This is a genomic window from Plantibacter sp. VKM Ac-2876, assembly GCF_015350715.1.
GTDB classification, from domain to species: domain Bacteria; phylum Actinomycetota; class Actinomycetes; order Actinomycetales; family Microbacteriaceae; genus Plantibacter; species Plantibacter auratus.
In genome coordinates this window covers 203,990-217,458 of sequence record NZ_JADKSI010000004.1, presented here as the reverse complement: position 1 = coordinate 217,458, position 13,469 = coordinate 203,990, and the positions used below count along the sequence as shown (strand labels likewise).

The following is a 13,469-nucleotide window of genomic DNA, read 5'->3' as shown; positions in this document are numbered from 1 at the left end:
TTCCACGACATCTGGCGGTTGACTGGTGTTCACCAACCGTCCATGCGCGCTGCCTACCGTTGGCGGCGCTGAACAGCCGGACGACAGGGGATCGCGTATGGACGCCGACACCAGCACCGCCCTCCTCATCGAGCGGCAGCCCGCGCTGCTCGGTGGCGTGCGCGCACCGGCCGAGCGCACCCTCCTCGACGTCCTCCGTGACGTCGCCGCGTCGCACCCCGAAGCCTCGGCGATCGAGGACGCGGAGGGGGCGCTCAGCTACCGCGAGCTCGTCCTCAGCGCCGAGCGGGTCGCGGCCGGGCTGTTCGCCGCCGGGGTCCGCCGCGGTGACCGGGTCGGTGTCCGGATCGCCTCGGGCACCCGCGACCTCTACCTCGGGATCCTCGGGATCCTGTTCACGGGAGCGGCCTACGTCCCCGTCGACGCCGACGACCCGGAGGAGCGGGCACGACTCGTGTTCGGTGAGGCGGCCGTCGTCGGCGTCTTGGTCGACGGCGGTGTCTTCGAACGCTCGCGCCGCGGAACGGAGGACCCGGCCGATGACGGCGCCGATCCCGACCGGGTGCAACTCGCGACGGGCGCGGCACCCCACCCGGGCACCCGCGCGATCCCGGTCCTCGAACCACCGCGACTCGACGACGACTCCTGGATCATCTTCACCTCCGGCTCGACGGGCACGCCGAAGGGCGTCGCCGTCTCGCACCGCTCTGCCGCCGCGTTCGTCGACGCCGAGGCGCGGATCTTCCTCCAGGCCGAACCGCTCGGCCCCGGTGATCGTGTGCTGGCCGGCCTGTCCGTCGCCTTCGACGCGTCCTGCGAGGAGATGTGGCTCGCCTGGGGACACGGCGCGTGCCTGGTCCCGGCGCCGCGCTCGCTCGTCCGCAGCGGCATGGACCTCGGACCCTGGCTCACCGCGAAGGGCATCACCGTGGTGTCGACGGTGCCCACGCTGGCGGCGATGTGGCCCGCCGAATCCCTCGAGAACATCCGCATGCTCATCTTCGGCGGCGAGGCCTGCCCGCCGGAGCTCGCCGCCCGGCTCGCCGTGGACGGTCGCGAGGTCTGGAACACCTATGGACCCACCGAGGCCACCGTCGTCGCCTGCGCCGCGCTGCTGACCGGCGAGCAGCCCGTGCGCATCGGGCTGCCACTCGACGGGTGGGACCTCGCCGTGGTCGACGCCGAGGGCGTCCCGGTCGAGCAGGGCGGCGTCGGCGAACTCATCATCGGCGGCGTCGGACTCGCCCGGTACCTCGACCCGGCCAAGGACGCCGAACGGTATGCGCCCATGCCGAGCATCGGGTGGTCGCGGGCGTACCGGAGCGGCGACCTCGTCCGCTACGAGGCCGCAGGACTCGTGTTCCAGGGGCGCGCGGACGATCAGGTGAAGATCGGCGGTCGGCGCGTGGAACTCGGGGAGATCGAGGCCGCCTTGCAGGCGCTGCCGGGCGTCTCGGGTGCGGCAGCAGCCGTCCAGCGCACCGCCGCCGGGAACGCCGTCCTCGTGGGGTACCTCGCGGTGCCCGACCGCGACGGGTTCTCCGTCGAGCGGGCGCTCGACACCCTCCGTGAGCAGCTCCCGGCACCGCTCGTCCCGCTCCTCGCGGTCGTCGGCGAGCTGCCCACCCGTACCTCCGGCAAGGTCGACCGGGCCGCGCTGCCGTGGCCGCTCGGCGCCGCCGACGGGGAGGACGCCTCGACCCTGTCCGGCACCGCCGCGTGGCTCGCCGAGCAGTGGACGGCCGTCCTCGGCGTCCGGGTCACGGCCGAGAGCGACAACTTCTTCAGCCTGGGCGGCGGCAGCCTGGCCGCGGCGCAGCTCGTGTCACTCATCCGCACCCGCGATGCCGAGTTCACCGTCGCCGACATCTACGGCCACCCCCGACTCGGCGCGATGGCCGCCGAACTCGACGGCCGACGCCCCGAGCGTCGCAGTCGGGCGGCCGTCGCGGACCCCGTGCTCCCGACGCCGCTCGCGACCCAGTGGGCGCAGACCCTCCTGGGTGTCCCGCTCCTCATCCTCGTCGGACTCCGGTGGCTCGTGTACCTGCTCGCCGGCAGTCGGGTCCTCGGCCTCGTCGCGGACGTCCCGTACCTCCCCAAGGTCTCCTGGTGGTGGATCGCCCTCGGCTTCCTCGTGGTCATCACCCCGATCGGACGCATGGCGATCTCCGTCGTCGCGGCGAAGCTCCTCCTCGTCGGCGTCCGCCCGGGCGACTACCCGCGCGGCGGCTCGGTCCATGTGCGACTCTGGCTCGCCGAACGCGTCGCCGACACGGTCGGCGCGGTGAGTCTCGCCGGAGCCCCCTGGATCTCGGGCTACGCCAGGGCGCTCGGCGCGAAGATCGGTGCCGACACGGACCTCCACAGCGTGCCGCCCGTCACCGGGTTCCTCACCGTCGGGGCGCGCGCATCGATCGAGCCCGAGGTCGACCTCCGCGGCTACTGGGTCGACGGCGACACACTCCGGCTCGGCCACGTCCACATCGGCGCGGAGAGCACGGTGGGCGCTCGCAGCACCCTGCTCGCCGGCACCCGGATCGGCAAGCGTGCGGAGATCGCGCCGGGATCGTCCGTCTTCGGCCGCGTCCCCTCCGGACACCTGTGGTCGGGGTCGCCCGCCGTCCGCGTCGGCAAGGCGAAACCGGTGTGGCCGACCGAACGACCCCCGCGTCGCCGACGCTGGCTGTTCGCGTACGGCGCGGGATCGGCGCTGCTGTCGGTGCTGCCGTTCCTCGCCTTCGTGCTGGCGGCGGCGGTCGTGGCGGCCGGCGCGTCGGGCGCGACCAGTCTGCTCGAGTTCTCCTGGCGCGCGCTCCTCTGGGTGCCCGTCGCCACCCTCGTGTGGTTCGTCGTCCTGGCGATCAGCACGATCGGCCTCGTCCGGCTGCTCGGCCTCGGTCTCAGCGAGGGCTACTTCCCGGTGCGCAGTCGGGTCGGTTGGCAGGTGTGGGCAACGGAGCGGCTCCTGGACGCCGCGCGCACCCTCCTCTTCCCCCTGTACGCGAGCCTCTTCACGCCCGTCTGGCTCCGCCTGCTCGGGGCGAAGGTCGGGCGCAACGTGGAGGCGTCGACGGTCCTCCTCCTCCCGCGGATGACGACCGTCGGCGACGGTGCGTTCCTCGCGGACGACACGATGGTGGCCTCCTACGAGCTCGGTGGCGGGTGGATGCGGATCGCCGGTGCGTCCGTCGGCAAGCGCGCCTTCCTCGGCAACTCCGGCATGGCGGGCCCCGGCATGCACGTTCCGAAGAACGGGCTCGTCGCCGTGCTGTCGGCCGCACCGCGGAAGGCCAAGTCCGGCTCGTCCTGGCTCGGAAGCCCACCGATGCGACTCCGGCGGCAGGTGTCCGACGCCGATCTCGACCGGACCTACGACCCGCCGCTCCGGCTCCGGATCGCCCGCGCACTGTGGGAACTCTGCCGCATCGTCCCCGTCATGGTGACGACCGGCATCGCGCTCCTGGTGCTCCTCGCGCTCGCCTGGTTCGCCGACACCTGGGGTCTCGGTGTCGCGATCGCCGTCAGCGGAGCCGTGCTCCTGGCCGCCGGCGCGGTCGCGGCGGGGATCACGACCGTCGCCAAATGGGTGATCGTCGGCCCGATCCGCACAGGGGAGCACCCGCTCTGGTCCTCGTTCATCTGGCGCAACGAGGTGTCCGACACCTTCGTCGAGATGGTCGCGGCACCCTGGTTCGCGGCCCCCGCCACCGGCACCCCCGCCCTCACCTGGTGGTTGCGCTCGCTCGGTGCCCGCATCGGTCGTGGGGTCTGGTGCGAGAGCTACTGGCTGCCGGAGGCCGACCTCGTCCGACTCGGCGACGGCGCGACGGTCAACCGGGGCTGCGTTGTGCAAACGCACCTGTTCCATGATCGAATCATGAGTATGGATCAGGTCGAACTCGCATCGGGCGCCACGCTCGGGCCGCACAGCGTCATCCTCCCCGGAGCGCGGATCGACGACGACGCGACGGTCGGACCGGCCTCGCTCGTCATGCGCGGCGAACGCGTCCCCGCGGGCACCCGGTGGAGCGGCAACCCGATCGGCCCGTGGCGCGAGGTGACGACGGCGGAGTACCGGGAGCCCCAGGTCGCGTCCTGATGGGGGAGGCTCTCGCCCGTCTGCGGAGCGCAGGCGACCCCTACACGCCCTCCAGCGGGAACCGTGGCTACCGCGTCGTCCGGTACGAGCTGGAGTTCGACTACGACGTCGACCGAAACGCCCTGTCCGGGACGGCTCGACTCACCGCCGTCGCGACGGAGGAGCTCACGCGGTTCTCGCTCGACCTCGCCGCGCTGCGCGTCACCCGTGTCCAGGTCGACGGGGTCGACGCGAAGCGGACGCACGGCTCGGGCAAGCTCACGCTGACGCCCCGGAACACCATCGCGGACGGCGCCGAGTTCTCCGTGCTCGTCCGGTACTCGGGTGCGCCCCGTCCCGTGCGCAGCCCCTGGGGCGAGATCGGCTGGGAGGAACTCGAGGACGGCGTCATCGTGGCGTCCCAGCCGTGCGGCGCATCGAGTTGGTTCCCCTGCAACGACCACCCCTCGGACAAGTCGTCCTACCGCATCAGTGTCACGGCGTCGTCGGCGTACACGGTCGTCGCCCCCGGGGAGCTGGTGTCGCGGGTCGCCCGCGCGAGCCGGACCACGTGGGTCTACGAGCAGCCCGAACCGATGGCCGCCTACCTCGCGACGGTGCAGATCGGCCGGTACCAGCGGCTCGCCGTCAGCGCTCGGGTCGCGACGAGCACGGTGCCGGTCGTCGCACACCTGCCGCGCGACCTCACCGCGCGGTTCCGACACGACTTCGCCGACCAGGTCGACATGCTGGCGTGCTTCGAGCGTGCCTTCGGCCCCTACCCCTTCGGCAGCTACGGCGTCGTCGTCACCGACGACGTGCTGGAGATCCCCCTCGAGGCGCAGGGGATGAGCGTGTTCGGCCGCAACCACGTCGACGGCGTCAGCGGTTCGGAGCGGTTGATCGCGCACGAGCTCGCCCACCAGTGGTTCGGGAACAGCCTGACGATCGCCACCTGGCGGGACATCTGGTTGCACGAGGGCTTCGCCTGCTACGCCGAGTGGCTGTGGTCGGAGGAGTCGGGGGCCGAGAGCGCCGACGCCTGTGCCCGGGCGCACTACGCAGCGCTCCGACGGGCACCGCAGGACCTCGTCGTCGGCGACCCGGGACCCGCGGACATGTTCGACGACCGGGTCTACAAGCGGGGCGCGATCGCCCTGCACGCCGTGCGTCGACTGCTCGGTGACGAGGCGTTCTTCGACCTCCTGCGTGACTGGGTGGCATCCTTCCGGCACTCGAGCGTGTCGACGGACGACTTCGTCCGGACGGCCGATCGACATGCGCCGGCACCGGTCGAGCCGCTCCTCGACGCGTGGCTCTTCCAGGAGGCGCTCCCGCCGTTCCCCGTCGGCTGAACCGGGTCAGGGGAGCAGGAGGGCCGTCGCGACGACGAATCCCGGCGCGGTATCCGGGTGGTCGACGACGAAGCGGCGGCCAGCGGTCTCGGTGACGTGCGGTGCGGCATCCGGCCCGAGGTCGATCGTCGCCGGATCGGTCATGAGGCCCGTACCGAGAGCCTTCGTCACGGCTTCCTTCGCCGTCCAGCGCTCGGCGAGCGCCCGCAAGCGTCGTCGGTCCGGCAGCCGCTGCCACTGCTCCCGTTCCGCGGGGGTGAGGGCGACGTCCTCGACCCCGGTGAACCGGGCCGCGTCGAGCCGTTCGACGTCGACACCGACAGGGTGCTCGATCGACACCGCGACCGCGGAGGCGTCGGCGGTGTGGGAGACGCTCACGTGGACGGTCCGGTCTCCGAAGCGCACCCGTGGTCGTCCGTGCGCGAGACCGCAGTCCGGGCAGACCGCCGTGACCTCGATCCGCTCGGGGTCGGTGCCGATCGTCTCCGCGACGGTGCGCACGAGCAGTGCGCGACCGAACAGGAACCGACGGGCCGCGGTCGCGGTCGAGGCGTCGAGGCGGTCGCGGGCGGACGCGTCCAGCCGGGCGGCCGTGCCGGCGAGGTCGAGCTCAGCGGCGCTGGCCCAGCGCAGGAAGCGGGTCGTCGGCTTCGGGAGGGGATCGGCTCGGTGCATGGCCCCCGCGTCCCGGAGTCGGAGCGACGCGAAGCAGGACCTCGCGAGATGGTGATGGTGCCCTCGACTGGATTCGAACCAGCGACTTCTTCCTCCGGAGGGAAGCGCTCTTCCGCTGAGCTACGAAGGCGGAACGTGTCCAAGCTACCAGAGTCGGGACCCACGCCGGTACCGGAGGCGTGCGGGATCAGCGTCCCCGGTCGCGTGGGACAATGAGGTCATGCAGCGCACCCTGACCGCGTCGCTCGATCTGCGGGTGCACGATCGAGCCGACCTCATCTTCTCCATCGCTGCAGCCGGCGGCACCCCGCTGGCGAGCGAGCGACTGCAGGTGCACTCCTCGGACGGCCCGTGCGCCGTCACCGAGATCGTGGGCCCGGACGACACACGACTCCACCGGGTCATCGCCGAGCCCGGCCGGTTGCAGGTCGACTACGAGGCGGTGGTCGTCGGGCAGGCCGTGCCGCGTCCCGTGGACGCACTAGAGACCGTGACGTACCTCCGTCCCAGCCGGTACTGCGAGTCGGACGCGCTGTTCTCGCTCGCGCGTTCCGAGCTCGGCTACCTGCTCGAGCACCGTCGCCTGCACGAGGACGGCACGGTTTCCGGCGGTCTGCAGGTGCTGCCGTGGGTGGCGGCCTGGGTCGGACGACACCTCTCCTACGTCTCCGGCTCCACGACCGTGTCGGACAGTGCGGTGTCGACCCTGGCCGCGGGCCGTGGTGTGTGCCGGGACTTCGCGCACCTGACCATCGCGATGCTGCGGGCGCTCGACATCCCGGCCCGGTACGCCGCGGTCTACGCCCCGGGTCTCGTCCCCATGGACTTCCACGCGGTGGCCGAGGGCTTCGTCGACGGCGCCTGGCACGTGGTCGACGCGACGGGCCTGGCACCGCGTCAGTCGCTCGTCCGCATCGCCACCGGACGCGACGCCGCGGACGTGGCCTGGTTGAGCAACCACCACGGCAACGTGACCGTCGAGGACATGCGGATCGACGCCCTGATCGACGTCCTGCCCGCCGACGACCCGGCGCAGGCGGTCGTGCTCGCCTGACGGTCGCCCCCGAGGCCCACCGTGTCGCCGGTGCGACGCGCCCGGGTAGAATCGCTCCTCGTGACTCCTGAAGACCTCGCCTCCGCCCTGCACGCCATCGTCGTTCCGATCGTCGAACGACGACGCGAGGCGGCGGGCATCACCGACGAGGTCGCGGTGTCGGTCGACGACGTGGTGCTGGAGCGTCCGAAGAACCGCGATCACGGCGACTGGGCCTGCAACATCGCGATGAAGCTCGCGAAGCGGGTGGGGGCCAACCCGCGCGAGCTCGCGCAGGAGTTCGCCGACGCGCTCGTGCAGGTCGACGGTGTCGCCTCGGTCGAGGTCGCCGGCCCCGGGTTCATCAACGTGCGTCTCGACGCCGCTGCCGCGGGTGCGCTCGCGAAGGTGATCGTCGACGCCGGCGACGCGTTCGGCCGCAACGACAGCCTCGCCGGTCAGACCATCAACATCGAGTTCGTCTCGGCCAACCCGACCGGCCCGCTGCACATCGGCCACACGCGCTGGGCCGCGCTCGGCGACTCCCTGGCCCGCGTGCTGAGCGCGTCCGGTGCGACGCTCGTCAGCGAGTACTACATCAACGACGCCGGCAACCAGATGGACACCTTCGCGGACTCGATCCTCGCCGCGGCCAAGGGTGAGCCGACGCCTGAGGGCGGCTATCCCGGGGCGTACATCGGCGACCTCGCGAAGACCGTGCTGGCCGAGATCCCCGACCTCCTCGAGCGTCCGGACGCCCGTGAGGTCGCGCGGGAACGCGCCTACGCCCTGCAGCTCGGTGAGATCCGCGCGTCCCTCGAGCGCTTCAACGTCCACTTCGACGTCTGGTTCAGCGAGCGCACCCTGCACGCGACGGGCGAGGACGGCACGAGCCTCATCGACCAGGCCGTGGACCGGTTGCGCGAGCAGGGGCACGTGTTCGACGAGGAGGGCGCCGTCTGGGTGCGCACGACGGACTTCGGCGACGACAAGAACCGCGTCATCCGTCGCTCCAACGGCGTCTACACCTACTTCGCCGCCGACGCCGCGTACTACCTGAACAAAGGCGACCGCGGCTTCCAGCACAAGATCTACCTGCTCGGTGCCGACCACCACGGGTACGTCCACCGGTTGAAGGCGCTCGCGGGTGCGGCCGGAGACGACCCGGACCGCGACATCGAGGTGCTCATCGGGCAGCTCGTGAGCGTGAACGGCGCCCGACTCTCCAAGCGCGCTGGCAACATCATCGAGCTGGACGACCTGCAGGCCTGGATCGGGACGGACGCCCTGCGGTACTCGCTCGGTCGCTACCCGGCCGATTCGCCGTTGGCCCTCGACCCGGAGCAGCTCCGCAGCCGGACGAACGACAACCCCGTGTTCTACGTCCAGTACGCGCACGCCCGCACGAACTCGGTGGCGCGCAACGCCGCCTCGGCCGGGGTCGACCGCAGCGCCTTCGCACCGGAGCTGCTCGTCCACGAGACGGAGTCGGCGCTCCTCGGCGTCCTCCAGGAGTTCCCGCGGATCGTCGCGCAGGCCGCACAGCTGCGCGAGCCGCACCGCGTCGCCCGGCACCTGGAGGAGACCGCGAGCCTGTACCACAAGTGGTACGACAGCTGCCGCGTCGTCCCGATGGGGGAGGAGCCGGTCACCGACCTGCACCGCACGCGTCTCTGGCTGAACGAGGCGACCGGCACCGTCATCCGCAACGGGCTGGCGCTCCTCGGCGTCTCCGCGCCGGAGCGCATGTAGCTTCCCCGCAGCAGGAGAACGGCGCGAGCGCAGGACGGTCCCTCGGGAACGGTCCTGCGCTCGCGCCGATCTCCGGTGTGCGCTGTCCGAGCGGTGAGTCCTTCGGTAGCGTGACAGGATGCGCAGCCTCACCTCCCGCCCGTCCCTCGTCGTCGTCGTGATCGCGGCGGCCCTGTCGCTCTCCGGCTGTGTCGGCCAGGGCTCGGGCGTTCCCGGCACCGCGACGCCGAGCGCGACCTCCGCGTCGGCCGTGGACCTCCGAGCGTTCGCACCCTTCGGGACGGAAGGGTCCGGCGTCTCGATCCGCCTGCGGTTCCCCGACGGCCTGCACGCCGGCAGCGTCGGCACCATGGACTACCTCCAGAACATCGTCTCGCCCCCGGTGCAGTGCGCGCTGTTCGAGATCGAGCTCGAGGAGGTGGGCACGAGCACGCTGCAGATCGACGGGGCACTCTCCGTCGTCGTCCGGGGCGAGGGCGGGAAGACCGTCGCGCCGGCGTTCGTCATCCCCGGTGACCCGGTTCGTGCGGCGTTCACCTCCCCGGAGGTCCTGACGAAGAGTTCCTTGGAGGACTCGAACCTCACCGAGCTGGAAGGGTTCACGTTGGCTGCCTTGTACCCCACCTCTGCTGCCGACTGGGAGCGATTCAGCGGCAGGGTGCTCGACATGCCGGAGGTCGAGCTCGACCAGGCCTGCTGACGCGGCCCCGGAGACGACGGTTCGCTACCCTCGGAACATGAGTGAGCAGCAACCGTCGGGCAAGCGCAGGCGTCCCTGGCTTCCGATCGTCATCGTCGTCGGGGTGCTCGTCGTCCTCGTCGGCGCGTTCCTGATCGCCGACACGATCGTGCGCGGCGTCGCCGAGGAGCGCGTCGCGACGCAGATCGAGCAGAGCCTGCCCGAGAACGTCGACGCGGACGTCGCCGTGTCGATCGGCGGTGCCTCGGTCATCGCCCAGTACTTCACCGGAACATTCGAGCACGTCGACCTGCGTGCACCGGACGCGAGCGTCGACGGCGTCCCGCTGGACCTCCGGGTCAGTGCGGACCGGGTCCCCCTCGACCCGGAGCAGACCATCGGTCGGGTGGTGGCGACCATCAGGATCGACGCTGCCGGAGCGGCGGACCTCGCCAAGACGGCCGGGCTCCAGGGCACGCTCACCCTCGGCGACGACGAGATCGGATACGCGGGCGAGGCGACCGTCCTCGGGTTCACGATCCCGTACGACTTCTCCGTGGCGCCGACCACCACGGTCGACCGCGTGAACCTCATGCCGACGTCCGTCAACGTCGACACCGGCCTCCTCGGCGTCATCGACCTGCGGGCGCTCGTGACCGGCTTCCTGCAGGGCGACCCGCCGAGCATCTGCGTCGCCCAGTACCTGCCCGAGGGGGTCGACCTCGATGGACTCGCGGTGACGCCGGAGGCGGCGACCGCCACCCTGACGTCGACGACGCTCCGCCTCGACGAGGCGTCGCTGCAGACGCTCGGCAGCTGCGACTGAGCCTCGCCCCGCCACCCGGCGGGGGAGGGGAGCGGGCCACCCGACGTCACGATGCTGCACGGTCACGCGCGTCTCGCTAGACTTTCCACACACCCACTGCTCCGACCGGGCGGTGAGGTGTGCCGTCGGGCCCTCCGGCCCGTGTTCCACCACAGTCGTTCCAACCGAGCGGCGATGGGTGCGGACGACCGGGATCACCAACCACCGGGTCGTGCGCATCCACCTTCATCGGTGCTCTGCAAATCGGTGCTTCAGGGGCCAAACCGGGTCCGCTCGCCCAACGAGAACCTCCTTTTCCGCTCAACAGGACTCAGGACACCCCCGTGGCCAGAAACCCCCTCGCCCCCGACTGGCTCGCCGAGCCCGTCGATCCGAACGCGCTCGATCCGGCCGTGTGGCCGGCCTCGGCCGCCCGCGACACCGACGGCCTCCTGCGGCTCGGCGGCGTCGACGTCCGCACGCTCCAGGAGCGCTTCGGCACGCCGCTCTACGTCGTCGACGAGGACGACGCGCGGGCCCGCGCCCGCACGCTGAGGGAGGCGTTCGAGCGTGAAGCGGCGGCCCGCGGCACGAGTGTCGCCGTCTACTACGCGGGGAAGGCGTTCCTCTCGGCCGAGGTCGCGCGGTGGATGACGGCGGAGGGCCTCCGCATCGACATCTGCAGCGGTGGAGAACTCGCCGTCGCACTCGCCGCCGGAACCGACCCGGCCCAGCTGGGCTTCCACGGCAACAACAAGTCGGTCGCGGAGATCGAGCGAGCCGTGGGTGTCGGGATCGGCGCGATCGTGCTCGACAGCCTCACCGAGATCGACCGCGTCGCTGCGGCGGCCGAGCGCGCCGGCCGGGTCCAGTCGGTGCGGCTGCGCGTGAACAGCGGCGTCCACGCCCACACGCACGAGTACCTCGCGACCGCCCACGAGGACCAGAAGTTCGGCCTGCCGCTCGAGGACGCCGCCGACGCCGTGGCGCGCATCCGGGCCCACGCCTCGCTCGACTTCCTCGGACTCCACTGCCACATCGGCTCGCAGATCTTCGGGTCCGACGGGTTCGCCGAATCAGCCGCTCGCCTGCTCGCCCTGCACGCGCGCCTGCTCGAGGGCGGCCCCGTGCCCGAGCTCAACCTCGGTGGCGGCTTCGGCATCGCCTACACCAGCGCCGACGACCCGACGCCGATCGAGCAGCTCGCGGCGGACATCCTCGCCGGTGTCCAGGCTGCGGCAGACCTCCACGGCGTCCGGATCCCGAAGCTCGCCTTCGAACCGGGACGCGCGATCATCGGCGGCGCCGGCATCACGCTCTACGAGGTCGGCACGATCAAGGACGTCGTGGTCGCCTGGAACGACGAGGGCGAGACGGCCGTCCGACGCTACGTCAGCGTCGACGGCGGGATGAGCGACAACGCCCGGCCGTCGCTGTACGGCGCGGACTACGCGGTCCGGATCGCCGATCGCGTGAGCGAAGCGTCCCCCGCGCTCGTCCGGATCGCCGGCAAGCACTGCGAGTCGGGCGACATCGTCGTGAACGCCGACTACCTGCCGGCCGACGTCCGCGACGGCGACCTCCTGGCCGTCCCCGCGACCGGGGCCTACTGCTGGTCCCTCGCGAGCAACTACAACTACCTCGGTCGCCCGGCCGTCGTCGCCGTGTCGGGTGGCGCGGCCCGCGTCATCGTGCGGGGCGAGACCGAGCACGACCTCCTCAGCCGCGATGCGGGATTGGACACGGAATGATCGAATACCGCGGACTGAAGGTCGCCCTGCTGGGCGCCGGATCGGTGGGCTCGCAGGTGGCGCGTCTGCTGCTCGAGCACGCCGACGAACTGGCGTCCCGCGCCGGAGCGAGCCTCGAGCTCATCGGCATCGCCGTGCGCGACGTCGACGCACCTCGCGACGTCGACCTGCCGAAGGAGCTGTACACGACCGATGCCGAGCAGCTCATCCTGAGCGCCGACATCGTGATCGAACTCATCGGCGGCATCGAGCCCGCGCGCAGTCACATCCTGCAGGCCATCAACGCCGGTGCCGACATCGTCACCGCCAACAAGGCGCTGCTCGCGACGCACGGCCCTGAACTGTTCGACGCCGCTGAGCAGGTCGGCGCCCAGCTGTACTACGAGGCGGCCGTCGCCGCGGCGATCCCGATCATCCGGCCACTGCGGGAGAGCCTCGCGGGCGACCGCATCAACCGGGTGCTCGGCATCGTCAACGGCAGCACGAACTACATGCTCGACCGGATGGACCGCTTCGGCGACACGATGGAGGACGCGGCGGCCGTCGCGAGCGAGCTCGGGTACCTCGAGGCCGACCCGACCCTCGACGTCGAGGGCTACGACGCGGCGCAGAAGGCGACCATCCTGGCGAGTCTCGCCTTCCACACCACCGTCCCCGTCGAGGCCGTCCACCGTGAGGGCATCACCGGCATCACGAAGGCGCAGGTCGACCTCGCCCGCAGCGAGGGCTACGTCATCAAGCTGCTCGCGATCGCCGAGCGGATCGTCGACGAGACCACCGGCGAGGAGGGCCTGTCCGCCCGCGTCTACCCGGCGCTCATCGGTCGGGAGCACCCGCTCGCCGCAGTGCACGGCGGCAACAACGCCGTGTTCGTGGAGGCCGAGAACGCCGGGAGCCTGATGTTCTACGGCGCCGGCGCCGGCGGCAAGGAGACCGCCTCCGCGGTGCTCGGCGACCTCGTCTCGGCGGCCCGCCGTCACGTCGCCGGCGGTCCCGGTGTCGGCGAGTCCACGCACGCCGACCTGCCGGTCCTCGAGATCGGCCGCGTCACGACGCGATACCAGGTGACCCTCGAGGTGGCCGACGAACCCGGCGTGCTCGCCGCGGTCGCGGGGATCCTCAGCGACGGCGGCGTCTCGGTCGAGACCTTCCAGCAGTCCGTGGCCTCCTCGGACGGGACGCTGTCGACCGCTACCCTGGTCATCGGCACCCACCGGGCGCTCGAATCGGCCCTCGCGGCCACGGTCGAGCAGCTCGCCTCGAACGCCCATGTCGAGCGGGTCGTGTCCGTGCTCCGGGTCGAAGGAGCCGAGTAGGTGCCGAACCGCACGACCACCG

At 71.6% G+C, this 13,469-nt stretch carries 9 protein-coding genes and 1 tRNA gene; 8 read left to right on the top strand and 2 right to left on the bottom strand.

Translation table 11 applies throughout. From position 1 onward, the window contains the following. Positions 1 to 97: 97 nt before the first annotated feature. Entirely contained in the window at positions 98 to 4,102 is a 4,005-nt protein-coding gene (locus tag ITJ62_RS17510; RefSeq protein ID WP_194604908.1) for a Pls/PosA family non-ribosomal peptide synthetase, read from the top strand. Then, entirely contained in the window at positions 4,102 to 5,436 is a 1,335-nt protein-coding gene (locus ITJ62_RS17505) for a M1 family metallopeptidase (RefSeq protein ID WP_194604905.1), read from the top strand. The genes ITJ62_RS17510 and ITJ62_RS17505 overlap by 1 nt, the downstream gene beginning before the upstream one ends. A 6-nt stretch (positions 5,437 to 5,442) precedes the next feature. On the opposite strand, the gene ITJ62_RS17500 is transcribed toward ITJ62_RS17505, so the two are convergent. Together ITJ62_RS17500 and ITJ62_RS17495 are read right to left on the bottom strand one after the other, a co-directional pair. Further along, positions 5,443 to 6,111 (bottom strand): 4'-phosphopantetheinyl transferase superfamily protein, encoded by a 669-nt coding sequence (locus ITJ62_RS17500; RefSeq protein WP_194604902.1) that lies wholly within the window; start codon positions 6,109 to 6,111, stop codon positions 5,443 to 5,445. A 55-nt stretch (positions 6,112 to 6,166) separates the two neighbouring features. Next, positions 6,167 to 6,241, bottom strand: a tRNA-Arg gene (locus tag ITJ62_RS17495). A 90-nt stretch (positions 6,242 to 6,331) separates the two neighbouring features. On the opposite strand from ITJ62_RS17495, the gene ITJ62_RS17490 reads away from it, so the two are divergent. The 6 genes from ITJ62_RS17490 (at position 6,332) to ITJ62_RS17465 (ending at position 13,447) form a co-directional block, all read left to right on the top strand. Next, the gene (locus ITJ62_RS17490) at positions 6,332 to 7,165 is read left to right on the top strand and encodes a transglutaminase family protein (protein ID WP_086473968.1); all 834 of its coding nucleotides are present in this window, start codon (positions 6,332 to 6,334) and stop codon (positions 7,163 to 7,165) included. A 60-nt stretch (positions 7,166 to 7,225) separates the two neighbouring features. Then, positions 7,226 to 8,896 (top strand): arginine--tRNA ligase, encoded by a 1,671-nt coding sequence (locus ITJ62_RS17485; RefSeq protein ID WP_194604899.1) that lies wholly within the window; start codon positions 7,226 to 7,228, stop codon positions 8,894 to 8,896. Between the two features lie 118 nt (positions 8,897 to 9,014). Beyond that, positions 9,015 to 9,596 (top strand): hypothetical protein, encoded by a 582-nt coding sequence (locus ITJ62_RS17480; protein ID WP_194604895.1) that lies wholly within the window; start codon positions 9,015 to 9,017, stop codon positions 9,594 to 9,596. Positions 9,597 to 9,633: 37 nt separating this feature from the next. Continuing rightward, the gene (locus tag ITJ62_RS17475) at positions 9,634 to 10,401 is read left to right on the top strand and encodes a DUF2993 domain-containing protein (RefSeq protein WP_194604892.1); all 768 of its coding nucleotides are present in this window, start codon (positions 9,634 to 9,636) and stop codon (positions 10,399 to 10,401) included. Positions 10,402 to 10,724: 323 nt separating this feature from the next. Then, positions 10,725 to 12,131 carry a diaminopimelate decarboxylase gene (gene lysA / locus ITJ62_RS17470; RefSeq protein ID WP_194604889.1) on the top strand — a complete coding sequence of 469 codons (1,407 nt, stop codon included), beginning with the start codon at positions 10,725 to 10,727 and terminating at the stop codon, positions 12,129 to 12,131. After that, positions 12,128 to 13,447 (top strand): homoserine dehydrogenase, encoded by a 1,320-nt coding sequence (locus ITJ62_RS17465; protein ID WP_079002763.1) that lies wholly within the window; start codon positions 12,128 to 12,130, stop codon positions 13,445 to 13,447. The genes lysA and ITJ62_RS17465 overlap by 4 nt, the downstream gene beginning before the upstream one ends. Positions 13,448 to 13,469: the final 22 nt, after the last annotated feature.

Excerpts from the sequence above, each read along its gene's own strand:
- ITJ62_RS17490 (WP_086473968.1), top strand. The coding sequence starts at position 6,332 with ATGCAGCGCACCCTGACCGCGTCGCTCGATCTGCGGGTGCACGATCGA.
- ITJ62_RS17475 (WP_194604892.1), top strand. The coding sequence starts at position 9,634 with ATGAGTGAGCAGCAACCGTCGGGCAAGCGCAGGCGTCCCTGGCTTCCG.
- ITJ62_RS17500 (WP_194604902.1), bottom strand. The coding sequence starts at position 6,111 with ATGCACCGAGCCGATCCCCTCCCGAAGCCGACGACCCGCTTCCTGCGC.
- ITJ62_RS17510 (WP_194604908.1), top strand. The coding sequence starts at position 98 with ATGGACGCCGACACCAGCACCGCCCTCCTCATCGAGCGGCAGCCCGCG.
- ITJ62_RS17465 (WP_079002763.1), top strand. The coding sequence starts at position 12,128 with ATGATCGAATACCGCGGACTGAAGGTCGCCCTGCTGGGCGCCGGATCG.
- ITJ62_RS17480 (WP_194604895.1), top strand. The coding sequence starts at position 9,015 with ATGCGCAGCCTCACCTCCCGCCCGTCCCTCGTCGTCGTCGTGATCGCG.
- ITJ62_RS17505 (WP_194604905.1), top strand. The coding sequence starts at position 4,102 with ATGGGGGAGGCTCTCGCCCGTCTGCGGAGCGCAGGCGACCCCTACACG.